The following is a 26,513-nucleotide window of genomic DNA, read 5'->3' on the forward strand; positions in this document are numbered from 1 at the left end:
ATCCGTTCGAATTCTGTAACAAAAAAAGCCAACAGCCTATGATCTATAAGATTTTAGGCTGTTGGCGAATCATCTATATTTCTAGTAGATTAAGAAAATCCTAACATTTTCAAAATACTTAATATTAATAGACCTACCACACCGAAATCTGAGTCACCGAATGTCGTGCCTTCAAATCCTATGTCACCTAATAATATCAGTAAAATGGCTGGTAGGAAACTAATGATGAGTCCATTGGCGAAAGAACCCAGCATAGCACCGCGACGACCACCCGTTACATTTCCAAAGACACCGGCGGCAGCTCCGGTAAAGAAATGTGGGACAAGCCCTGGAACAATAACCTTCAACCCTAATACCGGCAACAGGAACATGGATAAGATCCCTGCAATAAAACTAAATAAAAAGCCAATAATTACCGCATTTGGAGCAAAAGGAAAAATTGTCGGACAATCTAGTGCAGGCTTCGTATTCGGAGCAATTTTATCTGCAATCCCTTTGAAGGCTGGCACAATCTCAGCAATCAACATCCGTACCCCAGCTAGGATGATATATACACCAGCTGCAAATGTAATGGCTTGTATAAACGAAAATACAAGGAAGTTGGAACCACCAGAAAGCGTTGATTCAATATAATCTTGTCCTGCAAAAAGAGCGACAATCACAAAGAAAATCGTCATTGTCAGCGATACGGCAACTGAAGTGTCTCGTAAAAATCCTAAAGATTTTGGCACCTTAATTTGTTCCGTAGTCTTTTCCTTGTTTCCGAACCATTTTCCGATCGTAGCGGAAACGAAATACCCGATCGTCCCAAAGTGACCGATGGCAAAATCATCACTTCCGGTAATCTGTCTTACAAAAGGCTGCAGAATGGCAGGAAATACTACCATACATAGTCCTAATAAAATGGAGCCGATAAGAATAAGCGGGAAACCGCTCAGTCCACCAACCGACAAAGCGACAGCTAGTAGGCAGGCCATAAATAATGTATGGTGACCCGTTAAGAAGATATATTTTAATGGAGTGAAGCGTGCCAATAAAATATTCACGATCATACCGAAGACCATAATCAGGGCCGTTGACGTCCCAAAATCACTTTGCGCAGCAGCTACGATGGCCTCGTTATTCGGAATGACACCCTCTACATTAAACGCATGGTCGAACATTTGACTAAATATGTTAAGGGCGCCAGTAAGGACGGTCGCACCTGCCCCAATGATAATGAACCCCATAACCGTTTTAAGCGTACCTGACACTACATCGGCACTGGACTTTTTCTGTAACAGTAATCCAATCAGAGCGAATAACCCGACGAGTATAGAAGGTGTGCCTAAAATGTCGTTCATAATGATATCCAACATAGTATTGTCTCCTTTTACCGAGATTTAGTTAGACAAGTGATTCCAATTTGGATGTAATCTCAGGAATGCTCATCATATTTTCCAATGTAACTATCGTACGGGTTCCATCATCTAGTTGGGCTACAATATCTGCTGCCCCTATGAAAATATCCGCTTGGGCCGATTTAGCAGATGTTAAATCCGTATGATCTACCTCAGCCGATTTCCCCATCTCTGTTAATGCTTTTTTCACATTCATCTCCATAATGAAGCTACTGCCCAATCCATTTCCGCAAACTACCATAATTTTCTTCATTCTGTTTCCTCCTTAGAATATTTATGTACGTAATCCATAAGTACTGTTTGATCCGTTGTCTCTAAAATCGCTTCAATATTAGCTCGTTCATTGAGTAATTGGGTCAGCTGGATTAACGCCCGTAAATGTGTATCATTATCTACGGCAGCCAAAACAATAATTAGCCTAACGGGTTTATTGGGTGCAAATTCAACCGGTTCATCCAATTTCAATAGACTCATCGATAATGAGCGAACACCTTGCTCTGGACGTGCATGAGGAATGGCCACGTCAGGCGTGATCACCACATAGGGACCATTCGTTTCGATTCCTTCAATCATCGCTTCCACATATCTCTCTTCGACCGTTCCTAAATCAACAAGAGGCTGGGCTGCAACACGAATTGCCTCTCTCCACTCTGAAACACGCGGCAGGATTTGAATGGTTTGTAAGTTGAGTAATTCATCTAACACTGGTTTCGCTGCCTCCTTTAAGGAATATTTATTCACATTGGGCGTATCTAAGTACATAAGGGATTCAAGGGCCTTTTCAAGAAGATCAGGTTCATGAATGGTTGCATATTTCGAAATCACTTTTAACAGAGCGGAACCATCTAGATTTTTTGTCGTATACCCGTACAATTCCTGCATGACCTGCTGACGCAGCTTATGTTTTTCCTGTCTTTCCAATATAGGCGGAACCACAAATAACGGAACTTTGGTTCTCATATGTACCGTTGAAAAAACAAGATCGTAAGCTAAGGGATACTCGGACGCAGTTCGAACAGATAATACATCCAAAAACAATATATCCGGAAATAATTCCTTCAATGTGTATATAAGAATATTGCTGATGCCAATCCCATTCGGACAAACGACAATCGCTCTTTTACGGTCATCTAAAGTAGTCCCTTGTCTTCGCAGCCAGCCTCCAAAATAAATCGTAAAGTATGCGACTTCCTCTTCAGGTACTGGCCGACCAATCTCTTTCTCTAGTAACCATAAAGATTTTTTGGTCAGATGATGCAGTTCAGGATAAACCTTTTGTACCTTTTCCGTCATCAGATTCATGAGTGAAAGCCCGTATTTTAGACGATGATAAGCCGGTTTAAAATGAACGTACAATTGCTGGCATAGCTGGTCTTTATCATGTAGATGAACAAAGGCTAATTTTTCGAACTCTTTTACAATCTCCTGCAAAAGAGTTTCTATCACTTCATCCTCCTTGAGAGGAGAAATATCCTTTGTCCGATTCATGCTTAGGAGATGGAGAGTTACATACAAATTTTCCGTTTCGCTCCAAACTGATTGAAACGCATCCGTTTTCGTCATTTGCTCAACAGCTTTATATTCATCTGTTCTCACAAAAGGTATCCAACTCGGATTGGCTTGCAATTCTTCTCCTTTTCCAATGAGCTGATCTGTACACAAAAATAAATAGGTCAATTCATACAGCCGCTCATCCGTAAAGGTAATCCCCAATTCACGTTCAATCTGCTCCAACTGATACCGGATGGATTGAATTTTTGTTTGTTGTCCTCCCCAAATACACTCAATAATCAGATTATTATCCGGACGACTAAGGACATCATGTACCAGTTGTTCAATCATGTAGCGTTTGATTCTACTCTCACCCTTTATCACGTAACCCTCTTGCTTGGAGTACTGGATCTTAAGCTTAACCTCTTGTGCTTTCTCCTTGAGCTGCTTCAGATCCTTTAGGACGGTATTACGAGACAGACCCGTGATTGATTGAAAATGATAGACAGATAACACTTCGGGACTTAGCAAAATCATGAGATAGAATAATTTTTCTCTATCCGTCTCTGAAAATACATAATTACGTTTCGTTAGTTTTACGTTCAATTCTTCCTCTTGAACTTTGTCAGGAAGGGAATACCCTAATTCTTTTTGATAGAGAATCGCTGGATACCCATGATAGTGAAGCCAATCATTCACTTTATTAAAAGCATATTGGATTTGTCTTCTGGTCAAACCGGTTTGCTCTTCGATATCTTTCATTTTCGAAATGGGTGAGTGCTGTAATATTTTTATTATGGTTGCGCTTCTTTCATCTAGAAACATCGGTTCTCCCTCTCCCTACTACCAAGATACCTTACTTTACATTTGAAATACATGCTTTCTCAGTCCGATTGTTGTCCACATGCCTGCACAAAAATATATTGTTCCATGATGTGCACCTGGTTTTTGAACTAGTGTACCATACCTCAATCCTTATGTACCGTTCACATCAAATCCAAGTAACAGATATCCATCCATTCCGAGTGCAATTGAGACTAGCGATATTCAGTATACGAACATCTCTGCTTCTTAGTTTCTATCGCTAAGACAAAATTAATAAAGCAGTAATATCCACCTTCGTGATTATTGCCGCTCTCTATCTATTTATTTAGCTCTGTTCGCAGAGATTGTTGCTCTAGATACCTTACCTTATTCAACTAACGGGAGTTTTTACTTCCTTTATTTAGGGAGTTTAGTTGAAGTAGTGATAAAATAAAGGAGAAATTAGTTAAAATGAAAGAAGTGAATGTTTTGATTAACTATAAATGCCTCCATCATGTAAGTCTTACTGTGACAGATTTGGTAAGAGCAAAAGAATTCTATGGTAAAACTTTATGTTTAAAAGAAATAAAGCGTCCTGATTTTGATTTTCCAGGTGCCTGGTATGAAATAGAGGGACATCAACTTCACTTGATAGTCGATCCCTCTTCACAGACGATTCGTAAGGATAAAAGTTTATCCAGCAGAGAAGGTCACTTTGCCCTTAGAGTAGAGAACTACTATGACACTCTTAATTGGTTAAAACAGAATGAAGTTGAAATCCTTGAAAAACCATACGGAAAAAGTGGATTCGCACAAATTTTTTGTGCCGACCCAGATGGTAATTTGATTGAACTAAATGTTAATCAAAGTGATCTATAAGTAGGCAAAGATAAAGGCTGCCATTTCTGGCTCTTTTCTTATTGAAGTAACGGATCAGGTTAGTTGCATAAGTGAAAACGTAAACAATTTATAATGTCATATAAATAAAGGGGGAGTTTATGATAAGATATTTAGGTTTTGCAACTGTCAGCATCATATTTTTGCTTATAGTTGGTTGTGTCAATATGAAGACTGATTCAAAGAACTTTGTTCCTTCTGATACGGATATTGTGAATACAAATAATGGTGATCTTAAAAACGAAACTAGGTTAAAAGAATTTATCAAGAATACAGAAACAGGGAAAAAGGATAAGATTCGTGTGGTTGCTTACACAAAAGAAGGAGACCCACTACTAACTGATTTAACCTATAACGGAGAGCAGATTGAAATTACTGATGATACCACTAGAGATGAGTACGGGCGTGGAGAAATTAACACATTTGGATGCGAGAAAATGTTAGTTGAAGGAACCAAATACTCGATCATTGGTTGCCAAGGGTACGAAATACCTTATTACTTAGCAGAAAGAAGGTAATTAATGTGCTGATTGACTGTGAAATTCTCAACGACTCTCTATCACACATTGATTCCTTAATCAACAAATGGGTGATACTTTACTAGGCGACTTGCATTGGTAGCTCTTTGTCTTAATGAGCTAAAGTGGCAGGTTAGTGGAATATCAAAAGTTTACTTTTATAATGATAGTTGGGATGAAAAGATGGAAAAGGAATTCAACGAAATATACGAATGATTACAAGAGTATATTATTGCAGATTCTGGAATGATTGATTTGGATTGATGCGGAGAGTTTCTCTATCCTTTTTATAATCATTTTAATGACAGTGATATACGACATAGAGCAGGTTCATTAATTGCTTTTTGAGGTTTGTTAACAGATTGGGAAGACGAAAGTGGATTTCCTTTTACTAATGGACTTAAAAATTATAAAAGCCATCATTTTGATAAAAATTTGGAAGAGTTTTTGAAGTATTCCTCAGAAATAAAAGAACAATTCCCTCATATTTACAGAGTTATTATTCATTCATTAATGCTACTAGATAAAAGAGATGGTTTTGAGGAGACTCTCCCAACTATCAATATTGAATTTTTTAAGATTATAAGAAAACAACTGTTTGGTAGTGAAATACAATGGTCAGACGATTTATATATAATTGCCTTTAGAGAAAAAAATATTGCTATTCTTTAGCTAAGTATCTGATATTAGTCTGTGAAGAATCATACTTAAACTAACGGGTGCGTTACTTCAACAACAGGGACAGCTAAACTATCGCTGTCCCTGTTTTATATAGCTGATAACAACAATCTTTACGAACAGAGCTATTTATTTTCAAGCAAGAAGAAAAGTTCTTGTCTATTAATAGATTCTTACTCTCTTTTATCCTTTTCAAGCAGCTCAATGATCTTATCAAGTTTTTGTTCTATGGAATTAGATTGGCGAGGTCTTGAAACGAGTGCCTGAACAAAAAAGTAAATGGCAAAAATCATCCCGAACAATAAAATAAAACTAGTTAGTTGAAAGAGTATATCTCCCAAAAAAATCCACCTTTCCTTTTGGAATCAACTGTAATACAGGATGTATAGCTGTACCGATAGCGCTTCTGTGCTTGACTCTTGGCACCAAGGTATATATTTACCCTATGTATTAAAGAATACGAGTTATCCGCGCTACCTGTTATAAAATTTTTGCCATATAGTACTCATTATAAGATTTTCCTTGGATGACAAGTGAGTTTCTTTTCGTTCCTTCTATATCAAAACCATACTTCTTATATAAAGCTACAGCTGTCTCATTTTGAGTCACTGCCGTTAATTCCAGCCGTGAAATTTGGTGTTGTGGAGCCCACTTCATCACGTTTTGGAATAAACTGTTCCCGATTCCTTTTCCTCTATGTTCCTTTAAAATGCCTATAACAAGATAAGCTGAATGAATTGTTTTCTTCGCTCTACCGCCCATAGCAATCAAGTAACCAATTAATTTCCCTTCTTCTTCGGCAACAAAAATCGTTGAATTCTCATGGTGTTCCATCGCTTCTAACTGCTTTCTTTGTTGTTCAGGTGTTGTCTGTCTTTCCCCTGGCTCCATAAGCATAAATTCAGATGTATTTTCAACATCCTTTACTAGACTTATAAAGTGCTCGGCATCTTCCACCCTTATTTCTCTTATTACCATGCTGATCCCCCTCTCCATTCCCCAATTGCTGATTCAGTGTAAAAGGCCTCACGTTTGGATAACCCTAATTTTAACATTTTTTCTAAATAAGGTATCATTTGAACGCAAAATAAAAAGAAACCATAAAAGTTTATGGTTTCTGCATCTTTACATTCATATATTTAGCTCGTAAGAAAGTCACACTCTATCGTCGACAGCCTGTGCCTCCTAAAAAAGGAATCCAAATATGTCTTTAACCATTACAATTAATACATACATTAAACCAAAGAGACTCAAAGCGGACCACACGATCCTACCTAAAAGTTTTATATGGCTAAAAATCACTTTTTTAAGTACTACTTTTAAATCATTTTCCACTATCATTCATTCAAAATGCTGCCTAATAATCCAAAAGATAAGGTAAAGTTAGAATAACCAACGCACTATTAAAACTAACCCTAATACTGCACCGGCAAAGTGAATTACCTTTTTCCCGACTTCTTTTATTGACTCTAAGAGTATGGCAACCTTTTCCAAGAAACTTTGCAAATCTCTTATCCATCTATTAAAAGATTTTATCTTTTGATGCATTTTATCCCCTTTTTCGTTTTTACTTATTTATACACGATAATTATACTACGATAGTAAGGGTTTTTATAGAGAAATTGCCAAAATAGTACTCTTATATGTATTACAACTCAGAAATTACAAATGCGTACGCAACAAAACTTTTCCACAAAAATATATCTACAAGACTGTAATTCAATTCAAAAAAACGGCAATTTCCACATCAGTGAATAGTGCCGCTCCTATCTATTTATTTTTTATCGACTACAATATAAGGTTGCAATTGGAATGGTTTTGGTGCGATGTTACGGTCATTCCATTGTCCAAACCAACGCTCTAATGGATAGAAGTAATAGCCATCTTGAGAGTGATCTGATGTATCGTATGGGTCAGCGAAGATCAATGTATCATCGCCAATGCCTGGTGTGCCGTTATTGTCATAACCGATAATCGATTGCCAGTGGCCATCCCAGTCTCCCCATTCAACCATGATGGGACGATCGTTTTTCAAATGATTCGTCAGCCATTTCACGAAATAGCTATCTTTCGCATCTTCTACAAAAGCTTCTGTCGTTTCACTGTTTTCTGAAGCATACAAGCTGTTCCAAGTGAAGGTGGCAGGCAGGTTGCCTACGTTGTTTTCCGTTACCTCTTTACTCGCTTGGATTAAATCTTCGTCCTTGTAATCTTCGCGATAGCTTGATTCGACAACCTCAAACCCTTTCAAGTTCTTGAAGAAATCATAAATTTGAGAAACATTCGTACCATATTCCGGGAAATTATTCGCGGTTCCTGGCAATGCGCCCTCAACATCTAAGTCTGTCATCGACTTCATCTTCTTCGCAATATCCATCTCCGTAAGCTCCGTGTACCCAAAATGATTCGCCACCATCAATGCTGTGGCAGGCCCACAAGACCATTCCGTAGTTTGTTGCATCGTTTGATAGTTTTCAATCAATACTACCTGATCATCTGACTTCATATGAAAGAAATCAGGTGCTTTATAATAACGAGAATCGGCATGATCTCCCTTGGATGCATAGGCATCCGCTCCGCCGTTTTCATCGTAATCTTTTCCTTTAATCGTAGCTGCTGCATCCGTTTCAGCTGACACTTTAGTATCAGTCTTAATAACTTCCGCTTCTTTTGAATTCGTCTCATCTGAGCACGCAGATAATAATAGCATTGAGGATGCCAAAGCTGCCATAAGAATCTTTTTCATTTATCCCCATCCTTTTCCTGGTTTTTTTCACAAGATTTGATTATAGTGGATGGAATTGTTGACGTCAAGAAGTTTTATAGTTTACTAAACCATCACAGAGTTAGATTGGAAAATAAAACTATGCGACGGCCGGATATCTCTAGTATTTGCTAATGTCCTGACAACATTACTTACTAGTATCTGATTTCAAAAATACTTAGTGAACTAAGCATCTGATCGTTCATTAATGACTTATTTAAGTGATCGTTTTTTGCGGTTTTTCACTAGTAAAATGATCGAACATAGCAGACTACCAATGAAACTGACCATTACATTGATTTGTACCTCTAACATCACAATTCCGTATGTTTCCGCATCAGGATGTAGAAGGACATTACCACCAAGATCATTTTGAAGAGTATAACCCCCAGCATCGAGTCCCCAGTTTAAGAAACCCAGCCCTATTCCAAGCACGCTACTAATCAGAATAAGGAAAAAATTAGGCGTAAAATAGGTTTTATCTTTTTTTACAGCCATCTTGTAATTCATTATCAATAGTAGGAAGGGGGTACATAGTTCAAATAACAATTGAATAAATGAAATATTACCAGAATCATTTAGTCTTGTATTTTGTGTGAAGAGAAAAAATAAAAAATGGATAATTACGACTGGAAGTAAATTAATCGATACGAGTTTAAGCATTTTCTTTGCATCGCCTCTGAGTTGTTTATTTTATATCTTCAGTAAAACACATTAGTTGATTAAATTATTCAGTGCTCCTACGATAATACATACTATGAGGATAGTCGGCCAGCCTACTTTTTTTGATACCGATTTCTGAAGAAATTTGATTTTAGACAAAATAGGATTCAAGCTAATAACTAGCACGGCCATAAACAACATAGAGATCCATATAGGAATTCTATCAAGATACGGACTAAGAAACAGGATTACCGTGAACATCGTAATACTATACGCAACATCTTCCAACTTCATTTTTTTACCACCTTATGTCATACAGCCTTATTGTTATATCTATTATAAACAAGTATCTTATTCACCCATATAGAATTTTTTCGTCTTATCTCCTTTTATCCTTTGAAAAATCACCTTTTCCCGTGAGTTTCATGAGAAAAAGAGCTGCGAAGGCAACTCTCTTTTTGAAATAAAGTACCAGTTGAAGAAATTCGAAATAAGAATTACTTTATCATCTTAATAAAGTATTTTGGTGATTCAGAATAGCCTTGGTGGGAATAAAATCTATGTGCATCGATTCTTTTTGAATGACAGTGAACCTCAAGTCTGTCACAGTTTCGCTTCTTAGCTAACTCAGTACAAAACTCTTCAATCTCATGTCCAATTCCCTTACCTCTACTTATTGAATCTACTGCAAAATAACTTATTCTAGCAAAATCACCTATCAACGCTATTTGGGGTATGTAATGCATTGAAATAAAAGCAATTACTCTTTCATTATCCTCATAAACCAATAATTCCTCATCAGGATGAGTGATGAGTCTTTCTATTTTATCTTTAATGAAGGTTTCAGTATCTAAATAATCCAACTGGCCTAGCAAATCCGTTATTGCCTTCCAATCTTTTATATTTGCTAATCTGATCCCCACTTAACTTCACTCCCTTAGAAAAATTTATATAGTATATTCATCATCTTTATTGAACTATCCTGTCCCATTAGCTCATAGTCTGAATAAAATTCGCCCGTCTCTGCTTTTTTATATGTATCGGGTCTTCCATTCGGCAATGTGACCGTTATTTCGGTATGATTATTATTCCATTCTAGCGTCAGAATAGATGTCTTGTTTGATTTCTTTTTAAATAGTATGCCGGTTAATTTAGATCCAGTAGATTCCGCTAACTAGAAGTGCTTTATCTTCTTATCTTTTCCCGCTTTAGTGAATTTTTTCTCCAGCCGTTGCCAACGCCATCCCAACCTCTCAGTATTCTATCCTGACCACAGTGGTAAACTATTTAGAACATTCAAAAATATTATTCAAACCATATTGTTTTTTTTCATCACTAATGTTATTTTATAAGTAATATTCCATATTGATCACATGTTACTGATTCGCTCAGGCAGGGTGGTACAGTTGAAAGAATTTTTGATTCTTTTGATTGGTTACTTCCGTGCCTTTTTTGTGTTTATCTAAAGTTAATTATTAGTAAACGAACTAAAATTAGGAACAAGGAGTGCCTCTAATGTTTTCAAAATTATTTAGGAAAAACCAAAAAACATCACCGTTTATTTATGCACCGATAAATGGAGAGATTCTTTCCATAGAAGATGTACCAGATCCAGTTTTCAATCAAAAAATGATGGGGGAAGGAGTGGCTATTATTCCGATTGATGGAAATGTAGCATCACCTATTGATGGAAAGGTTATACAAGTAGCTCCTACAAAGCATGCCATTGGTATAGAGACTGATGATGGAACTGAAATATTGATTCATATTGGTCTTGAAACAGTTGCTCTAAAAGGTGAGGGATTTGATGTAAAGGTAAACGTCGGAGATTCCATAAGTGTCGGGCAGTTATTACTGACATATAATTTACAGCTTATTAAAGAACAGGCAAAAAGCGATATGTTGATTATGGTTATTACCAACAGTCAAACGGATACACATAAATATGAAATGTCTTTGGATAAAGTTGCAAGAATGGGTGAAACGGTTGTTATGAAGGTGACGACTAAGTAAAAATTTCCTATGCCACCTGTTCGAGGAGGAATATTTAGGTGAAAATCAAAAAAATCTTGAATAATAACGCGGTAGTGGTTGAAGACGGTCAAACGGAGAAAATAGCCATTGGCACAGGCATTGCCTTTAATAAGCGAAGAAATGATCTTGTCAAAGCACAAAATGTTGAAAAGCTTTTTGTTATGGAGGAGACGGATAAGTTCCAGCAACTTATATTGAGAATTCCCGAAAAACATTTCGAAATATCAGAAGAAGTCATTTCCTATGCAGAAGAAAAGTTAGGTGTGAAATTAAGTGACCATATCCATATTGCCCTAACAGACCATCTGTCCTTTGCAATTGAAAGAGAACAAGAAGGCATTCACTTACAGAATAAGCTTCTTCAAGAAATTAAAGTGCTCTACAAAACTGAATATGATATCGGGATGTGGGCATTACAGCACATTGCAGAGAGGTTTCAAATTCAAATGCCAATAGATGAAGCTGGCTATATTGCACTTCATATCCATACGGCGAAACCAAAAAATGGAGATATGAAGGAAACCGTTAGACAGACAGCCATTATCAGTGATTTGATCCAAACGATTACTGAATATTTGGATATCAAGATCGATCATGATGATATTTCTTACCACCGATTAATTACACATCTTCGTCATTCCATCTCTAGAGTAAAGCATTTTGAACTTCATACCATGGATGAGGAAATGCTAGAAATGATAAAAAAGAAGTTTCCGGTTTCCTATAATTGCTCAAAGGAAGTAGCTAAAGTATTGCTGAACACTTATGAAATGGAACTTCCGGAATGTGAACTAGGCTACATCTCCCTCCATATAGAGAGATTAAAGCAGCGTTGGAGTGTAGAAGAGAAAATGTAAAGAATTATAGTGTTATAGAATTCATAAAAAATCGTTAGGGGGTCTTTTACATGAAGAAATATCTACAGAAAATCGGTCGCTCATTGATGTTACCAGTAGCAGTGTTGCCAGCTGCAGCCATTTTGATGGGGATCGGTTATTGGATAGATCCTTCGGGTTGGGGAGCAGATAATCCGATAGCAGCGTTCTTAATTAAAGCTGGATCATCCATTATTGATAACATGTCAATCTTATTTGCAGTCGGGGTAGCACTAGGTATGTCTAAAAACAAAGACGGATCAGCTGCATTGAGTGGGTTGGTCGCCTACCTAGTCGTTACCACTTTGCTTTCGACAGATTCAGTAGCTATGCTCCAAGGCATTGATGCAGATCATGTAAACCCTGCCTTTGAGAAAATAGAAAATCAATTTGTTGGGATACTTTCCGGAATAGTAGCCTCCATCATGTACAATCGTTTTAGTCATGTTCAATTGCCAGCTGCGCTATCCTTCTTTAGTGGAAAACGTTTGGTGCCCATCATGACAGCCGTTTCCATGCTGTTGGTTTCCGCGATATTATTCATTGCATGGCCAGTAATCTTTACAGGACTAGTATCTTTCGGTACAGCCATCAGTAAGTTAGATTTTGTTGGTGCAGGGTTATACGGATTCTTTAACAGACTTTTAATTCCAACAGGATTGCATCATGCCTTAAACTCCGTTTTTTGGTTTGATGTAGCTGGAATTAATGATATCGGAAATTTCTGGGCAGGAACCGGAACAAAGGGAACTACAGGGATGTATCAAGCAGGCTACTTCCCAATCATGATGTTCGGTCTACCAGCCGCTGCTTTAGCCATGTATCATACTGCTAAAACGAAAAGAAAAAAACAAGCGGCATCATTAATGTTAGCAGCAGGGTTTGCTTCTTTCTTTACAGGGGTTACAGAACCACTTGAATTTTCATTTATGTTTTTAGCTCCGGCCCTTTATGTAGTTCATGCAGCCTTAACAGGTATTTCTTTAGCCATTGCAGCATTTTTCCATTGGACAGCAGGATTTGGTTTTAGTGCAGGATTTGTCGACTTCGTGTTAAGTTCAAGACTACCACTGGCTAATCAGCCATATATGCTACTACTTCAAGGGTTAGTCTTTGCGGTGATTTACTATGTATTATTCCGTTTCTTAATTACGAAGTTCAACTTAGCCACTCCTGGTAGGGAAGCAGATACAGATGACGGTGTGGAGGTAGATGCAAGCCCTTCACCGGCCGAAAATAAATTCGCAGTCATGGCGTCCACAATTTACGATGGTCTAGGTGGAGACGCTAATGTGACGTCTATTGATAATTGTATTACACGCTTAAGAATTGAGGTCAAAAACATGGATGCGGTTGACCAAGATAAGATTAAATCAACAGGAATTCCAGGAATCAATATTGTTGGGCCACAAAGCATTCAAGTGATTGTTGGAACGCAGGTACAATTTGTAGCTGATGAAATGGAAAAAATCCGAAAATGAAGAAATGGGCCATCGAATAGCCGGGTCAATTAGAACTTAATAGATGAATAAAAAGTAGCTGTGAATCTGTTATAGGTCCACGGCTTTTTGTTTGCTTCTGTCATGTCCCTCCTCCCTATCATTTTTAAATTTTCAATGTACTCGATAAGAGATAAAATCCTTTCAACTCCCTTTCATCCTAAGTGGTGACAAGAATCTACTTCCTAGCTGCTCGTTTCTCCCCCACCGCTCCGTTTCAATATTTTACTAAGCCTCGATAAATCATTCATCTTCTAGAACATGGTCTTATCTTTATATCTTAAACTGACACACCCGCTAGTTTAGGCTTTAAATATGGTAGGTGAATTCTCACCATTTTGTTGATAATTCTTCTTCATCTCTTGATTTCTGTAGACTTTCTAATAAAGTAATTCCTATTTTTTCATCGTCATTCATACCTAATCTATAGTTAGCCAAAACTACCGAGGCAACTTTCTTTTCTTTATCAATCCCTAAAAAAGAACTAAAACAGCCTGTTCCACCACCATGCACAATAACATGATTATTTTTCTTTAAAAGCCACCATCCAAGGCCCATATCATACTTCTTATTTCCATTTCCATGCTTTTTATGACCTAGATACAAATATGGTTTCTCTTCTTCAATATTTATTTTCGCATATTCAAGTAAATCATAAGCAGTTGAACTTATTGCACCTGCAGGTGACATAAGATTGTCTTTTTTCCATTCCCAGTTTCCACAATCATTATTTTTTCTATCATAACCATGTAGATTATTATTTGATGCTCCTAAATAGGTATCGCTTAATCCAAGTTCACTTTGCACAAACTCATTCATCGTTTCCCAATAGCCCCTGCCTGATACATTTCCCAACACGTTTCCAATTAGTGCCATACCAAAATTCGAGTATTTCCATGAATACTCCTTATCTTTTAATTTATTTTTTTCCAATAGCATTTTCATTTTATTTAATTCCATTGTTATCGGGTTATTCTTACTCATATCACCACCGCCACTTATCAAACCCAAAATCAGGTTAAAATATTCCCGCTTATTTAATGGCAGTCTTGCTAAATATCCAGAAGAGTGAGTAGCAAGACGGAGCAATGTAGGATAATATTCGTCTTCCCTAAGTTCTTCAATATATCTTTGGATTGAATCGTTTAAGGACAACTTATTCTCAAATACATATTTTGATAGCAAAGATGCGGTAAAGGTCTTTGTAATAGAGCCAACTTCATAATGATATTTTGTAGTTGCATCAAGTTCGCCGTTTTCATTATAAATTTTCACTACGGAATTATTATCCGTTAAATAGCCAATCGTTAATTTTAAATGTTTTTTTCCTTTGCATGTCTTTTTAATTAATCTTAATGTCTTATCACTAATTTCAAACATAATATTTACTCTCCCATAGGTTATCCATTATTAATTCACCATCTATATTGATTTTTCAGTTTGGGAACTATTCATAAATTAACTCAAACAAAAGGATAAAACGCACAAAAGGACTGACTTTTTATTAAACGATGCATCCATATAACTTCAAGACTAAAAAGAATAATGCACTTCTGGACTTCACATGAAGCTAAAGCATCCGTTAAACATTGTCCATTACCAAATAAAGATTATAGATTTGTTTTATTTCAGAAACCTCAAGAAAAAAGAAAGACAATAATTATTATCATTCTTGTATTTCTTTTTCAATTCTCGTTGCATACATGTATATAAAGGTAATTCCTAATAGAAGTATAAAAACTGATAACATAATTGCTATTGTGATAGGGATTAAGGAGGTTAGTGCAATAAGTACACCAACTATAAGAAAGACAAAACCGGAATACCTCTGTGTTCTTTTCCAGATTGTTTCTTTGCTTAGGGTTGCAGCTATTCTCACGCCAATAAAATAGTTTTTCTTTATCTGGGGTAAATAATTACCAATCAGTACAAAAAACAAACCAATTAGAACGAATAAAAATCTTCCTGTTTGCAGAGATTCATCTTTAATGTTCAGCAAGAATAAAACGTTTAGAGCGCAACTGAAGATAATCATAAAAGTGGTAATTGGGGTATTAACTTTCTGTTTATTCTGATTATTTTTATCATAAACAACGAATAAATATGTTATCAATAAGAGAACGAAGCTTAATAACAAGAACATCGCCATTATGAAAAGTCTTCCTCCATATTGATCCGGATTACCATTAGAATCAAAGTGCATTGCTACTTCATTCGGTAAATAGTTATATGAAAATACCCATAGAAGTATTATTGAAATAAAAGAACTAAGCAAAGCCCAGAAATGTCTCATTTTCCATCCTCCTTGATATTAGTAAAATTAAAAACCCACCCTAATATTTCTTGGAAAACTGTTAAATTCAATGAGTAAATTACATATTTACCTTTTTTATATGAGCTGATTAAATTGGCACTTTTCAATATAGCAAGATGTTGAGAGATACTTGGTTGAGAAATTGTAAAAAATCCTGCAATTTCGCTTACAGTCATATCTTTTTCTTTTAAGAGATCTAATATTTTTCTTCGAGTTTCATCAGCTATCGCTTTATACACATCAAACAATCGCACGCCTCCCTTTCTAAATATCAACATATAGCTATATAACTATATGTTACCATTTTAATACATTTATGTAAATTTATAATGAACTTTCTAATATGTGATTATTGTAAGTAAAATCATCCATTAAAAGGCTACCAATTGGCAGCCTTTAATGGAGTTAACGCCCCGTATATTAGACAATAAATTTAGTAAACCACGCAATATACCCTGCCCCTGGAATAAAAAATACTTGGGCCAGAATCGTTCCTAATAAACGAGAAGTAACCATCATAAGGGAGACACCCTTGAGATTAAGATAACTTCCCTTTTGATTTATTACGTCATCAGCAAGAATAGATATTTTAGGGTCAATAAAAATGATAAGTAAAATGGTAGCTATTCCATTTATAAGACCCGATGCCATAATAGCTGTTGTTGCCCTTTCTGGAGCTATTAAAGCAGCATATAACGCAGATAGCACTCCGATTGTATAGATCGCAGTAATTACCATATTAATTAAAAACAATCTTATGGGAATATCTTTCAAGCTAATATCCTTTAAGTAAGAAAACTTTGGTAAATGAATGTGCTTTATCCCACGCTTAATGTATTCGAAAGTTATCCCCTTTTTAATCAAAGCTGGTATAGAACCTCTTTCTTCAGCTAAATGAACAATGGCTCTTGAAAAAATAGCAATAAAAGTAGGAAGTAAAAGAATACCCATTATGGTTCCTAACGTTGATGAACCAATAATGATCCTGTATTGGTGTTCAACAAACTCTAGTGTATTTACTTTTGGAGCATTATCAACCAGGCTCCCAGTAAATGGTTGCTGCATCATATTCGCTAATCGAGAAATCATAACCATCAAGTTAAATAAGGATAGAGCTGAAGCCAACAATCTTACTCTTGCACCAGATAATCTGACTGCATATGCAAGCGTTTCGATAGAATGGATAATAAATATAAATAGAGATATAAGAATTAATCTTTCTGTTAAGAGTTCCAATACAAATTACCCACTTCAATATTTTTCTTCCTATATTACCACAAATATTACAAGTTTGTATTTTAGAACCATCTTGTCCCTTTAGTTGAATAAGAATTTTTTTTATCAGGCTTTTGAACGTATGATTATACTAAGCTTCGTACATTCAAAATGGCTGCCAATTGGCAGCCATTCTCTTTTTTTCAGTTCACATAGCCCCTAATCTAGAAAGTTGACCATTTGTCGTTTTTTTAGTTGAATGGATAATTTGTGTAAGAATTATCCATTAAGAAGGCTCTCGTTAATACAATAATAATGATTAAAATTGCACACTAAATCCTTTGAATTTATGAATTCCAGTTCCGAATCTTACCTGATCTTTTTCTTTAAGCTCTTCAACTGCATTGTTCACTTCTTGTAAAAGACTTGCATCAAGACCAATTGTATTATGTCCACCATAAATCTTCGTTACATTGGGAATGTTGGATATTTTTTTTAATGATTTCGCTAAATCCACAGGATTGGTCGTTGGGAAAAAAGCATACACTGGAGTCCCGTCATAAAGCAAATCACCTGTAAATAGATAACCTTTACTATTATCTAAAATTGAAATATGACCCGGAGAATGTCCTGGAGTATGGTAGATAGTCAATTTTCTATCGCCTATATCTATTTCATCCCGATCATTTAACAAACCTGTAGGATTACCTTGAAAGGGTTTGTAAGTGTCTGGATTAAAGGTTTCCGGCGTGGGTATTGTAATATCACGACTTACATCTTTTCTGATTTGTTCGATAGAAAGTTTCTTAATACCACTGACTAGCCAATCTTCTTCATCTTTATGTACATAAATATTATTAAACTCACCGTGACTTCCAATATGATCCCAATGGACGTGTGTTGTTAGAACAATAATCGGTAAGTTTGTCAGCTGGTCTGTAATCCTCTTTATGTTATCAATCCCTAGACCCGTATCAATTAGTGCAGCTTTCTCTTCGCCAATTAATAAATAAGAGTGAACTTTTTCCCAATGTCCATACTCGCTAATAACGAAAGTTGTATTATCTATTTGATTTACTGTAAACCATGAGTCTTTAATTTTAACCAATATATTTAGTTCCCCTTTCTAAACTCTTATATTAGTAGTATTTCTCCCTTAATTTACTTAAAACCTCTTATAGTCACTCCTCAACTATCCCGCTAGTTTAACAAGGCTAATTTTTCACCTGAATTTGAATGTATGATTTTTTTAAGGATCATACATTGAAAAGACCGCCAATTGGCGGCCTTCTTATGGCGCTAACATTCCTGTTTGTTAAAGAATTACACTTATTTTTTCTCTTTTTCGAAATAGAAACCTGTCCCATTTTCTTGTGAAACAAACCCTTGTTGAGTTGAACTATTTTCTACCATATTTTGCTCTTCTACTGTTATAACCGTGTAAGCATCTTTTCCTTCAACTAACATACCTTCTCTACGTTCTTGTTCCTCTCTAGTAACATGTTTGTTTGTATCTGTTTGTTTTGAGGAAACTTCCGATGCTTCTGTCTTTTGCAGGTCTTTCGTAAAACCGATTGATACTGCTAAAACTCCCGCAAAACCAAGGGTTAAAATTAATTTTCCTTTCATCTAAAAACCTCCCAATAATTTAGCTGTCCTAATAACATATTTTACCACAATCAAAACTTATGTTATTTAAAATTTATTCCTTCAATTAAAGAGCCTATAGTTGAACAAGTGTATTTTTTCATTTGAATTGAATATATGATTGTGAGAATTCATTAATACCTTTCAATGAAGATTCTGTATATTTTTCTCAAGTTCAATTGTTGATAGGATTGAACCCCAATTATCATCCAAAATATCTTTTCTAATATTATTTACAAAGGCAATGGGTTTGATAGAATACTGCATTGGTTCCTTTTCCTCCTATACATAATTCTTTTACAAAAAACATTATTTCTCATAAGAAGCAGATTACCCAAAGGTAAATACAAGTCAATTATAAATATCCATAATTTTATCTCATTGAACTAACTTGCCCCGTTAATTCAATAAACAAAAAAGCCACCAAAGACAGTCCCGTTTCTCAATACGCATCCGTTAGTTCTATTAGACCGTTGAGCAATAAAAGCGAGAAAAATTAATACCCAAGAGATTTGTGTCACTGATGTGAGTTCTCCTGGGTATCAAAGTAGATTTTATTCATTGATCCCATATGTATATCAGAATACGATTGACCACCACTAAAATTGCGTAAATAATTGCTAGAGTTGGTTTTCCGGAAGAATATAAAGCTAATGTTGCTAAGCCAAAAATTAATAATTCTAGTAATGTTCGAAGAATTCCTTGGACTGGTATTGGGGCAGCAGGAGAACCAAATACACCCCATATAATTGCTATAAGCAGAGGTGAGCCTATACCTAATACCAACTTCATTAGGATACCTTGACTACTTTGAAATCCCCAATAAGTCAAAAAACCTAAGGCACATACTTCTAAAATAAAACGAAGTGTTATGTTAATTACCATCCAAACCATCCTTAAAATTTTCAGTTGTATTTCTTGTTAAAATATACTATCTCCTTGTTGAACTACCGCCACAGTGAGTTCAACAACAAACCCGTAATAATAAGAGATGGTATTGTGAAATCAATTAATTCAACATTTTTTCGTAACAATTACATTCGTATACTCTTTTAAACTTTTTCTTTATTTGTTCATTTTCTTCTCCAATGTAATGAGCGAAAGCCTGAATGGGAAAAAGGTCAGGTAACTCACTTTTAATTGCACCTTTAAGTTCACTATTGCCCTCAATAAACACTTGTAAATAGGATTCTACTTTCTTAAATCCACTATTTACATACCAGTTATTTACCCATTCATCATCTCGTGTCCACGCTTCAAAACGATTTAGCCCTTTAGTTATAGCTATTATTTCTGCTGCTTTTAGAAGTTGCGTACCAATACCCTTTCTCCTGAAATCAGGATGAACTGCAATATGCCATATCATTCCTCCAATACCCGTCCCCCTAGAACAAACAGTTCTCTCCTTAATTTCATATTCAATATCTAATAATCCTACAATTTGATTGTTCTCAACAGCTACTAATTCAATTGCTGGATTTTCGTATACCTCTTTATTCGGATAAACATTGTCAAAGTAGGCAGTATCTAAAAAAGATAAAACTCTACATCTAACCCACCCTATTTCATCTTCAACTTGATATTGTCTAATTTCCATCTATCTAGCTCCTTAAATTCAATGTTGTTTGTATGATAAACTTACAAAGCAAAAATTAAGCCACCGTAAGTGCTCACTAACCTTACCGTTAGTTGAAAAGCCCTCCAAAAACATAATATTCTCTCTTTTAAAAAGATAAGAATAAACAAAACCTTGTAGAACTAACCTGCTCCTTTTCCATTAGAAAAAGGATGCCTCAGCAACATTGAAGTAATGCACCCGAAAGTTCTATAAGACTTATCGCTGTGTTGACAAAAACTGTGAAGTAAGCAGTTTTGGAAATGCAGTCTATGATTCATTTAACGACTGCAACGAAAACTACTAGATAGGTACAACATTAAAAAAGAATTTTATTTAATCCTTAGAGTTTATATTTATTGTTTTATTATTAGTAGTTACAATAACATTTCTTCTTGAGAAAAAGATTAAAAATATACCGGTCAGCATGTAGATAATGTACCTTTCTTTTTTACTCATGGGTATAATCTCCATTCTAAACAAATTTTGGTTCCTGTTTATATTATACAAATATTAATAATGATTTAGAAGGTTGGTTTTATATAAGTTTAAAAAACGTTTCTTTCCATATGACTCAAAAAAGTTTTATACACTACGCATCTAGAACCATCCTGCCCCTTGAGTTCATTAAGCAAAAAGGCCACTAAATAGAAAATTCCCAACTACCGAACCTCGTAGTTGAGAATTTTCTATTTGGAATTTATGTAATAAACCAGATTATCAGTCCATTCACCAAATTCAAAGATAAATCCTTTTCTTATGCATTCAAACTCCATTCCTACATTCTCTGCTAACTTATAAGAAGGTGTGTTATCAACGTTTATATGAGCCTCAATTCGGTGAAAATTCAAGTTTTTAAAGGCGATATTAAGGGCTTCTTTTACTGCCTCCTTACAATAACCCATTCTCCAATATTGATTATGAATAGTGTAGCCTATCCTACCCCATTGAAAGTCATTTCTCTCTAAGGTTGAGAAATCTATCGTTCCAAGATGTGTACCGTCTTCTTTCCTAAAGACACCAAAAACATAGGCTATATCATTCGATGCTAATTCTTGATGTTTTTTCACTAAGTTGGTAAACCATTCCTCTGTACATTCACTCATATCGATCTGCCCTTGATCATACCTGTGTTGAGATGGAAGTCTATTTTTAAATTCGCTCAGCCAATTTTTAAAATCATCTTCTTTTAATGGTCTTATTACTAATCTATCTGTTTCTGAAATGCAGTCAAATTTGTTCAAATAAAAACAACCTTTCTATTTAGGTCTTTTCTTAACTCTTACAATCTCTCCATTTCAAAAACTTCAACTAACCTGCCTATTTCGTTCATTAAAAAAATGTTGCCGCAGCAACCTCCCTTGTTGAAGTAAAGCCCCTGATGTTACGTACAATTTTTCACAGTATGACTAGAGTGTCTCATCCAATTTCTGAATCTTTGAGCGGGAAATTAAATATACATTACCTAAAATGTCGATTTTGTCTCCCTTTACACGTATTGCGCAATCTTTGTTAGACGCATAAATATCAATTTCTTCCGATAAAGGAGACAGTTCGCCTTGAATCAATGCAATGTTATTTTCAAGATCAAAATGAGACAAGACGGAAAAATTGTCAAGGCCGATTCCATCGTAAACAGAGCTCATTTCAACTTTATAGCCGAAGCTTTTCGAACATAACCATTTAGCGGACATATTGATCGCACCAGCGCTTGCTCCCATCACAACGGCTCTGCTTTTTTTAATCGAATCCGACAATTCATATTCCATTAAAAACCTATTCTGTTCAAGAGTATTTCCACCCAACAAGAAAATAACGGAAGCATTTTGGATTAAGGTTTGGGCATCTTCCTTCTGTACGTGATAATTAATTAAATGATACTCATCAAACATAATGCCAGCCTGGTCAAACCACGAGCGTTCAGTAGCACCATCATCCTCAAAAAGTAATGGATTCGAGCTAATCATAGCAAGCGAGTTTCTATCAGTTATATCCCCCTGTAACACCCTGCCCAGATTATCCGGGAAAAAATTATCAAACCAACCTAAATAATAATGAGTACTCATAAGTTCCCCCACCGTAACAAAATGTAAATCATATTATTTCTCTGCGTTACTCATTCTGTTATCTTGTTACCAACACAATATTCACTATATGCCTCGTTTACCGTGCCGAATAAAAAAGTTTGTGACACAACTTCATCAAAATTTTTTAAACCGGTACTACTTTATTTTGATTCTACACCTACAAAGCCTCTATCATCACTTTAACATATATATCCATTTGTTCGTTCAACTATCTTACCCGTTAGTTAAAGAGATGGCAAAAACAGCGACAGAAGAGTATGAGTTAGGGAAGCTTGAGTAAAATATTTAAAACTATAAATAAAAACATTCCCGTAAAAAAGGGAATGTTAAAGAACTGTATATAATTCAACTTCATCATTATCTACCATTCGGAAGTTCTTATGTAATATCTTTATAAAACAGGCACCATATTGAATAAATTCAATAAAGTCGATTCGTATACCCTTCATTTAATTCCTGTTCTACCTGAACGGCAGTAACATTTGGTATTTTTGAGTGAGCTACCAACATTTGAGGAACTGAGGGGAGATCGTCTTTCTCTAACCATGAATCAGGCTTCCACAACTGTGAACGAATAAATGCTTTAGCACAGTGGGCATAGCATTCTTCTACTTCCACCAATATTCCGAATAAAGGAACCTTTCCGTTGACCATGCATTTTTCAAGAAGCTTAGGGTCACGACATATATAGGCCTTACCATTTATTCTTAATGTTTCTCCTAACCCAGGAATTAAAAAAAGCAATCCAATATTAGGGTTGGAAATAATGTTATGAGCAGAATCTATTCTTCGATTTCCTGGTCGTTCTGGAATAAACAAATGTTGTTCATCGAGAACCTGCACAAATCCAGGAGCGTCTCCCCTCGGTGTAACATCACATTGCCCTTGAGCATTAGAAGTTGCCAAGGATAAAAAGGGTGAATTTGAAATAAAATCAACACAATGCTCGTCGATAAATGAAATTACTTTATTACTCGCTCTTAAGCTTGGAGTTCCGATAGAAGAACGAAAACATTCAAATTCTTCTTTAGTAGAGATAATATCTGTGTATTTGGTTGTCACCTTAATCATCCTTTTATTTGAAATATAAGGTAATAGTATCATATTTATCCTATTTTAAATTCCTATATTGTATTTTTCTGAAAATGATTAAAGTAGGGGGAAAACCTATAAAGATTTGTTTCCTTTTATCTCAATATACCTCTGAGAGCTCCATATTGGCTTTATAAGGGGCTTGTTTTGATTTCCCCTTTGAAATAAGGCCACAACTTTAAATGAATTTAAAGGGTGATTTTAAGCGTCTACTAACTGTACTAATTGGTGTAATACAGTAATTTTACATGTAAGAGAATAGTTAACCTAAATCGGCACTAAAAAAGGATCTTCAGCTCTGGAAGATCCTTTTAGCTGCTTATTGTGAATTTATAAAGCAACATCTACTCTAGTAATATATACAATCTGAAGCGAAGGGAATAGTCTCTTCGCTTTTTATTTCGTTAAATCAACTGTAAATGGTTTTAATGCTATCGTTTCTGCATATACCCCAAAATCATAATAAAGATAATGTTTCCCGTCTAAAATCGTCGTTTCAACATTCACCTTCGGTAGCGTGACCTTAAAAATACTTTGCTTCTTATCCATAACTTCCGCTTTACTATTTGGGCCATTAATAATCTTAGTGGAGTTCATAAATACTTCATGTCCGTCATTACTATTAATTGTGGCAATTTCAAATCCGTATTGCATGTGACTTTGCAATTCACTAAAACTCATATCTTTTGGTGTATTGAAATTCTGAACAGTTAAAATTACTTCTTCTTCTGTTTCTTCAGCTTTTAAAAATTTAACTTTGGAAGAAGAAAGTGAAGTTACTAATGTAACACCTCTTTTCAATAAAATGGCCCTTGGTGTATTTTCTGTTTTTGTAACCGTTGGATAAAACGTAATCGATTTTGTATCACTAGTAACAGCGGCCAATTTATTCGTACTTATTTCCTTTACCTCGTTGCCATTACGCTTTTCCTTTGATTGAATAGTCTGGCTGTAATCATTACGTTCCTTCCCTGGTACGGAATACTCTCCTCCATTCACTTCCAAACCAGGATTATCTTGCGTAATGTTCATTGAATAGCTTGTATTATACTTTCCTTGAATAAAGTCTTTGACGTTAATATCAACACCGTACTCTGGATAATGAATGGTCTCGTTAACATTTAATTTCGTGATTGGCAGTTGTTTGACAGGTACATCAAACTTCCATGTACCTAACGTTAAGTTAGCGGCACGAATATTAATTGGTAAAGTAAAATCTTTGGCTAACTTCCCTCGTGGATTATCTAATGTAATTAAGAAATCTGCATGTGTTTTACTAGTGTTAGAAAACTGTGATTGTGCATTGCTTAACCACGGGTCTGAATCACCTTTTCCATCAAAAAAATTATAATCCAAATTATATTCGTCTTCTTCGCCTTTATTATATTTTAACTCCCCATCCATCGTCCCTGTAATTCCAATTTCGACACCATCATAATAAACACTCGTTAATTTGATTTTAATCCCGTTTGATTCAGCCGTTTGATTTAATGCCGTTACTGCTTTTTGCATAATTAATTTACGCCCTACCGTATCATAAAAATAGCGATACGCACTATTTAGCTCTGGTGATTTAGCTAGTGCATGGCTAATTTGATTCGGAAAATAGACAACTGAGAATAATAGACTTGCTGCGAGAAGTGGGATGGCCGCCCAAGTAATCCGTTTTTTCTTTTTCCGTTTTTGTTTGATTTGTTCAGCAGAAAGAATCCCTTTTTGAATCGCCCGCTTTATATCCTCTGTAGGAACTTCAATATTTTCACTCATGTTCTGAAATCGAGAATCCCTCATGACTAACCTCCTCTAAATTTTCACGTAACTTTTGCTTTGCTCTTCGTAAATATGTTTTCACCGTACTTTCCGGCCGACGCATAATGTCTGCAATTTCTTTAATAGAGTAATCCCGGAAATAATATAATCTAATAACCGTCTGATAATTTTCTCTCATACCTTTCAAACCAACCTCAATCATCATTCGATTATCACCAAAATCTGATAAAGTAGCGATACTATCCATTTCGTTATCCTTTAGATCTACTAGGTTAGGTTTTTTCTTACGCAATACTTTATAAGCTTCATTGATTAAGATTCGTGTTAACCAAGTACCAAAATATTCATTTTTGCGAAGCTTATTGATCGACAGATAAGCAATACACGCTGTTTCTTGAATAATATCTAAAGTATCTTCACGATTATGTACATATGAATAAGCTGTATGATAAAGCTGTTTGTTTTGTGCGGTAAATATTTGTTCAAACGCTTTTTGATCACCTTTTTTCGCTTGTTCAATAAGATTAAATTCGTTCATAATAACCTCCCTTCATAGTATTAGAGACAAAGGAACAGAAAAAAGTTTCAATATACAATTGTTGTTTTTTAAAATGTATGATTTTACATATTAGTTAACATAATCCGATTTTATCGGCATTGAAAAAAGATCTTCCAGACAGGAAGATCCTTTTATGCTATTTATGTTTATAATACTTAGCTAACTCAACTTGAATACCTTCTATTTCATCGCTAATTAAATGAGGTGCTGTTCCACCTATATTTGGTGCGTCTATTTTTAATACAACTCTGTCCATCTTAAAATTCTCATCCGGTTTTCGTTCACCGACCATGATAAACATATCTAGTTCAATCCAACCTTCATATGTATCCTTACCTTTAGTGGATTTAAGTTTATCCATAAAATAAACCTCGTTTACCTTCATAGGGTTAACAAACATTTCTCTCCCGTATTGATCTTTAACAATCTTGTTTAATTTCGGTTCAATAATAGCCGATAAAATGTCCTGTGTTGTGAAATACCCGTCTACTCTTTCTGGAATAGCTTCTTTTGCATTAGCAGTTACACTAGTAGAAATTATTGAGGATATAGATACAACGAACCTACCCGTTAATTGCATAAAGAAAATAA

The 26,513-nt window shown here is 35.4% G+C and carries 30 protein-coding genes; 6 read left to right on the forward strand and 24 right to left on the reverse strand.

What is annotated here, in order from left to right:
• Positions 1-89: 89 nt before the first annotated feature.
• Genes ACQKL5_RS08170 through ACQKL5_RS08180 form a run of 3 tightly spaced genes read right to left on the reverse strand, consistent with a single transcriptional unit; the run spans position 90 to position 3,716 of the window.
• Positions 90-1,358 (reverse strand): PTS ascorbate transporter subunit IIC, encoded by a 1,269-nt coding sequence (locus ACQKL5_RS08170; RefSeq protein ID WP_427607836.1) that lies wholly within the window; start codon positions 1,356-1,358, stop codon positions 90-92.
• A 28-nt stretch (positions 1,359-1,386) separates the two neighbouring features.
• Positions 1,387-1,653, reverse strand: coding sequence for a PTS sugar transporter subunit IIB (locus ACQKL5_RS08175; protein ID WP_427607838.1), 267 nt, complete (start codon positions 1,651-1,653; stop codon positions 1,387-1,389).
• A complete protein-coding gene (locus tag ACQKL5_RS08180; RefSeq protein WP_427607840.1) occupies positions 1,650-3,716 on the reverse strand; it encodes a BglG family transcription antiterminator in 2,067 nt (688 codons plus the stop codon). The genes ACQKL5_RS08175 and ACQKL5_RS08180 overlap by 4 nt, the downstream gene beginning before the upstream one ends.
• 450 nt (positions 3,717-4,166) lie before the next feature.
• Between ACQKL5_RS08180 and ACQKL5_RS08185 the strand changes: the two genes are divergently transcribed.
• The 3 genes from ACQKL5_RS08185 to ACQKL5_RS08195 all read left to right on the forward strand — a co-directional run bounded on the left by ACQKL5_RS08185 (position 4,167) and on the right by ACQKL5_RS08195 (position 5,782).
• The gene (locus ACQKL5_RS08185) at positions 4,167-4,574 is read left to right on the forward strand and encodes a VOC family protein (protein WP_427607841.1); all 408 of its coding nucleotides are present in this window, start codon (positions 4,167-4,169) and stop codon (positions 4,572-4,574) included.
• A 119-nt stretch (positions 4,575-4,693) separates the two neighbouring features.
• Positions 4,694-5,110 (forward strand): DUF4362 domain-containing protein, encoded by a 417-nt coding sequence (locus ACQKL5_RS08190; RefSeq protein ID WP_427607843.1) that lies wholly within the window; start codon positions 4,694-4,696, stop codon positions 5,108-5,110.
• Between the two features lie 351 nt (positions 5,111-5,461).
• Positions 5,462-5,782 (forward strand): hypothetical protein, encoded by a 321-nt coding sequence (locus ACQKL5_RS08195; RefSeq protein ID WP_427607844.1) that lies wholly within the window; start codon positions 5,462-5,464, stop codon positions 5,780-5,782.
• Between the two features lie 179 nt (positions 5,783-5,961).
• On the opposite strand, the gene ACQKL5_RS08200 is transcribed toward ACQKL5_RS08195, so the two are convergent.
• The 7 genes from ACQKL5_RS08200 to ACQKL5_RS08230 all read right to left on the reverse strand — a co-directional run bounded on the left by ACQKL5_RS08200 (position 5,962) and on the right by ACQKL5_RS08230 (position 10,138).
• On the reverse strand, positions 5,962-6,129 hold the full coding sequence (locus ACQKL5_RS08200; RefSeq protein WP_427607846.1) for a DUF4083 family protein: 168 nt from the start codon (positions 6,127-6,129) through the stop codon (positions 5,962-5,964).
• A gap of 139 nt (positions 6,130-6,268) precedes the next feature.
• Complete coding sequence (locus ACQKL5_RS08205; RefSeq protein ID WP_427607848.1) at positions 6,269-6,766, reverse strand: N-acetyltransferase family protein; 498 nt, start codon at positions 6,764-6,766, stop codon at positions 6,269-6,271.
• Positions 6,767-7,171: 405 nt separating this feature from the next.
• Positions 7,172-7,336: a hypothetical protein gene (locus ACQKL5_RS08210; RefSeq protein WP_427607849.1), complete on the reverse strand. Its 165-nt coding sequence runs from the start codon at positions 7,334-7,336 to the stop codon at positions 7,172-7,174.
• 226 nt (positions 7,337-7,562) lie between these two features.
• Positions 7,563-8,534, reverse strand: a complete 972-nt coding sequence (locus tag ACQKL5_RS08215) for a C39 family peptidase (protein WP_427607851.1) — start codon at positions 8,532-8,534, stop codon at positions 7,563-7,565.
• 231 nt (positions 8,535-8,765) lie between these two features.
• Positions 8,766-9,050 (reverse strand): hypothetical protein, encoded by a 285-nt coding sequence (locus ACQKL5_RS08220; protein ID WP_427607853.1) that lies wholly within the window; start codon positions 9,048-9,050, stop codon positions 8,766-8,768.
• A 216-nt stretch (positions 9,051-9,266) separates the two neighbouring features.
• On the reverse strand, positions 9,267-9,509 hold the full coding sequence (locus ACQKL5_RS08225) for a hypothetical protein (protein ID WP_427607854.1): 243 nt from the start codon (positions 9,507-9,509) through the stop codon (positions 9,267-9,269).
• A gap of 203 nt (positions 9,510-9,712) precedes the next feature.
• Complete coding sequence (locus ACQKL5_RS08230; RefSeq protein ID WP_427607856.1) at positions 9,713-10,138, reverse strand: GNAT family N-acetyltransferase; 426 nt, start codon at positions 10,136-10,138, stop codon at positions 9,713-9,715.
• A gap of 592 nt (positions 10,139-10,730) precedes the next feature.
• Here ACQKL5_RS08230 and ACQKL5_RS08235 point away from each other — a divergent pair.
• The 3 genes from ACQKL5_RS08235 to nagE are packed head-to-tail and all read left to right on the forward strand — an operon-like array spanning position 10,731 to position 13,605.
• Positions 10,731-11,228, forward strand: a complete 498-nt coding sequence (locus ACQKL5_RS08235) for a PTS sugar transporter subunit IIA (protein WP_427607858.1) — start codon at positions 10,731-10,733, stop codon at positions 11,226-11,228.
• Between the two features lie 38 nt (positions 11,229-11,266).
• Positions 11,267-12,106 (forward strand): PRD domain-containing protein, encoded by an 840-nt coding sequence (locus tag ACQKL5_RS08240; RefSeq protein ID WP_427607859.1) that lies wholly within the window; start codon positions 11,267-11,269, stop codon positions 12,104-12,106.
• Between the two features lie 50 nt (positions 12,107-12,156).
• A complete protein-coding gene (gene nagE, locus ACQKL5_RS08245) occupies positions 12,157-13,605 on the forward strand; it encodes an N-acetylglucosamine-specific PTS transporter subunit IIBC (protein ID WP_427607861.1) in 1,449 nt (482 codons plus the stop codon).
• Between the two features lie 348 nt (positions 13,606-13,953).
• Here nagE and ACQKL5_RS08250 read toward each other — a convergent pair whose 3' ends face one another.
• The 14 genes from ACQKL5_RS08250 to ACQKL5_RS08315 form a co-directional block, all read right to left on the reverse strand.
• The gene (locus tag ACQKL5_RS08250; protein ID WP_427607863.1) at positions 13,954-15,003 is read right to left on the reverse strand and encodes a serine hydrolase domain-containing protein; all 1,050 of its coding nucleotides are present in this window, start codon (positions 15,001-15,003) and stop codon (positions 13,954-13,956) included.
• 286 nt (positions 15,004-15,289) lie between these two features.
• Positions 15,290-15,916, reverse strand: a complete 627-nt coding sequence (locus ACQKL5_RS08255) for an SdpI family protein (protein ID WP_427607865.1) — start codon at positions 15,914-15,916, stop codon at positions 15,290-15,292.
• Entirely contained in the window at positions 15,913-16,185 is a 273-nt protein-coding gene (locus tag ACQKL5_RS08260) for an autorepressor SdpR family transcription factor (protein ID WP_427607866.1), read from the reverse strand. The genes ACQKL5_RS08255 and ACQKL5_RS08260 overlap by 4 nt, the downstream gene beginning before the upstream one ends.
• 172 nt (positions 16,186-16,357) lie before the next feature.
• Complete coding sequence (locus tag ACQKL5_RS08265; protein WP_427607868.1) at positions 16,358-17,173, reverse strand: lipid II flippase Amj family protein; 816 nt, start codon at positions 17,171-17,173, stop codon at positions 16,358-16,360.
• 298 nt (positions 17,174-17,471) lie between these two features.
• On the reverse strand, positions 17,472-18,260 hold the full coding sequence (locus ACQKL5_RS08270; RefSeq protein ID WP_427607870.1) for an MBL fold metallo-hydrolase: 789 nt from the start codon (positions 18,258-18,260) through the stop codon (positions 17,472-17,474).
• 221 nt (positions 18,261-18,481) lie between these two features.
• Positions 18,482-18,781, reverse strand: coding sequence for a hypothetical protein (locus tag ACQKL5_RS08275; RefSeq protein ID WP_427607872.1), 300 nt, complete (start codon positions 18,779-18,781; stop codon positions 18,482-18,484).
• 576 nt (positions 18,782-19,357) lie between these two features.
• On the reverse strand, positions 19,358-19,684 hold the full coding sequence (locus ACQKL5_RS08280; protein ID WP_427607874.1) for a YrdB family protein: 327 nt from the start codon (positions 19,682-19,684) through the stop codon (positions 19,358-19,360).
• 124 nt (positions 19,685-19,808) lie between these two features.
• A complete protein-coding gene (locus ACQKL5_RS08285; protein WP_427607876.1) occupies positions 19,809-20,396 on the reverse strand; it encodes a GNAT family N-acetyltransferase in 588 nt (195 codons plus the stop codon).
• Between the two features lie 707 nt (positions 20,397-21,103).
• The gene (locus ACQKL5_RS08290) at positions 21,104-21,658 is read right to left on the reverse strand and encodes a GNAT family N-acetyltransferase (RefSeq protein ID WP_427607878.1); all 555 of its coding nucleotides are present in this window, start codon (positions 21,656-21,658) and stop codon (positions 21,104-21,106) included.
• 165 nt (positions 21,659-21,823) lie between these two features.
• Positions 21,824-22,480 carry a Type 1 glutamine amidotransferase-like domain-containing protein gene (locus ACQKL5_RS08295; RefSeq protein ID WP_427607880.1) on the reverse strand — a complete coding sequence of 219 codons (657 nt, stop codon included), beginning with the start codon at positions 22,478-22,480 and terminating at the stop codon, positions 21,824-21,826.
• Positions 22,481-22,921: 441 nt separating this feature from the next.
• On the reverse strand, positions 22,922-23,572 hold the full coding sequence (locus ACQKL5_RS08300; RefSeq protein ID WP_427607881.1) for a pyridoxamine 5'-phosphate oxidase family protein: 651 nt from the start codon (positions 23,570-23,572) through the stop codon (positions 22,922-22,924).
• A 417-nt stretch (positions 23,573-23,989) separates the two neighbouring features.
• Complete coding sequence (locus tag ACQKL5_RS08305; protein WP_427607883.1) at positions 23,990-25,384, reverse strand: DUF4179 domain-containing protein; 1,395 nt, start codon at positions 25,382-25,384, stop codon at positions 23,990-23,992.
• Positions 25,353-25,901: a sigma-70 family RNA polymerase sigma factor gene (locus ACQKL5_RS08310; protein WP_427607884.1), complete on the reverse strand. Its 549-nt coding sequence runs from the start codon at positions 25,899-25,901 to the stop codon at positions 25,353-25,355. Before ACQKL5_RS08310 ends, ACQKL5_RS08305 begins: the two co-directional genes overlap by 32 nt.
• 157 nt (positions 25,902-26,058) lie before the next feature.
• On the reverse strand, positions 26,059-26,502 hold the full coding sequence (locus ACQKL5_RS08315) for a hypothetical protein (protein ID WP_427607885.1): 444 nt from the start codon (positions 26,500-26,502) through the stop codon (positions 26,059-26,061).
• Between the last annotated feature and the right edge of the window lie 11 nt (positions 26,503-26,513).

Source organism: Peribacillus sp. NPDC097675 (assembly GCF_050277655.1).
Classification (GTDB): Bacteria; Bacillota; Bacilli; order Bacillales; family DSM-1321; genus Peribacillus.

Coding starts and splice junctions, on each gene's coding strand:
- ACQKL5_RS08170 (WP_427607836.1), bottom strand. CDS start 1,358: ATGTTGGATATCATTATGAACGACATTTTAGGCACACCTTCTATACTC.
- ACQKL5_RS08175 (WP_427607838.1), bottom strand. CDS start 1,653: ATGAAGAAAATTATGGTAGTTTGCGGAAATGGATTGGGCAGTAGCTTC.
- ACQKL5_RS08180 (WP_427607840.1), bottom strand. CDS start 3,716: ATGTTTCTAGATGAAAGAAGCGCAACCATAATAAAAATATTACAGCAC.
- ACQKL5_RS08185 (WP_427607841.1), top strand. CDS start 4,167: ATGAAAGAAGTGAATGTTTTGATTAACTATAAATGCCTCCATCATGTA.
- ACQKL5_RS08190 (WP_427607843.1), top strand. CDS start 4,694: ATGATAAGATATTTAGGTTTTGCAACTGTCAGCATCATATTTTTGCTT.
- ACQKL5_RS08205 (WP_427607848.1), bottom strand. CDS start 6,766: ATGGTAATAAGAGAAATAAGGGTGGAAGATGCCGAGCACTTTATAAGT.
- ACQKL5_RS08210 (WP_427607849.1), bottom strand. CDS start 7,336: ATGCATCAAAAGATAAAATCTTTTAATAGATGGATAAGAGATTTGCAA.
- ACQKL5_RS08215 (WP_427607851.1), bottom strand. CDS start 8,534: ATGAAAAAGATTCTTATGGCAGCTTTGGCATCCTCAATGCTATTATTA.
- ACQKL5_RS08220 (WP_427607853.1), bottom strand. CDS start 9,050: ATGGCTGTAAAAAAAGATAAAACCTATTTTACGCCTAATTTTTTCCTT.
- ACQKL5_RS08225 (WP_427607854.1), bottom strand. CDS start 9,509: ATGAAGTTGGAAGATGTTGCGTATAGTATTACGATGTTCACGGTAATC.
- ACQKL5_RS08235 (WP_427607858.1), top strand. CDS start 10,731: ATGTTTTCAAAATTATTTAGGAAAAACCAAAAAACATCACCGTTTATT.
- nagE (WP_427607861.1), top strand. CDS start 12,157: ATGAAGAAATATCTACAGAAAATCGGTCGCTCATTGATGTTACCAGTA.
- ACQKL5_RS08250 (WP_427607863.1), bottom strand. CDS start 15,003: ATGTTTGAAATTAGTGATAAGACATTAAGATTAATTAAAAAGACATGC.
- ACQKL5_RS08255 (WP_427607865.1), bottom strand. CDS start 15,916: ATGAGACATTTCTGGGCTTTGCTTAGTTCTTTTATTTCAATAATACTT.
- ACQKL5_RS08275 (WP_427607872.1), bottom strand. CDS start 18,781: ATGAAAGGAAAATTAATTTTAACCCTTGGTTTTGCGGGAGTTTTAGCA.
- ACQKL5_RS08280 (WP_427607874.1), bottom strand. CDS start 19,684: ATGGTAATTAACATAACACTTCGTTTTATTTTAGAAGTATGTGCCTTA.
- ACQKL5_RS08285 (WP_427607876.1), bottom strand. CDS start 20,396: ATGGAAATTAGACAATATCAAGTTGAAGATGAAATAGGGTGGGTTAGA.
- ACQKL5_RS08295 (WP_427607880.1), bottom strand. CDS start 22,480: ATGAGTACTCATTATTATTTAGGTTGGTTTGATAATTTTTTCCCGGAT.
- ACQKL5_RS08300 (WP_427607881.1), bottom strand. CDS start 23,572: ATGATTAAGGTGACAACCAAATACACAGATATTATCTCTACTAAAGAA.
- ACQKL5_RS08305 (WP_427607883.1), bottom strand. CDS start 25,384: ATGAGGGATTCTCGATTTCAGAACATGAGTGAAAATATTGAAGTTCCT.
- ACQKL5_RS08310 (WP_427607884.1), bottom strand. CDS start 25,901: ATGAACGAATTTAATCTTATTGAACAAGCGAAAAAAGGTGATCAAAAA.
- ACQKL5_RS08315 (WP_427607885.1), bottom strand. CDS start 26,502: ATGCAATTAACGGGTAGGTTCGTTGTATCTATATCCTCAATAATTTCT.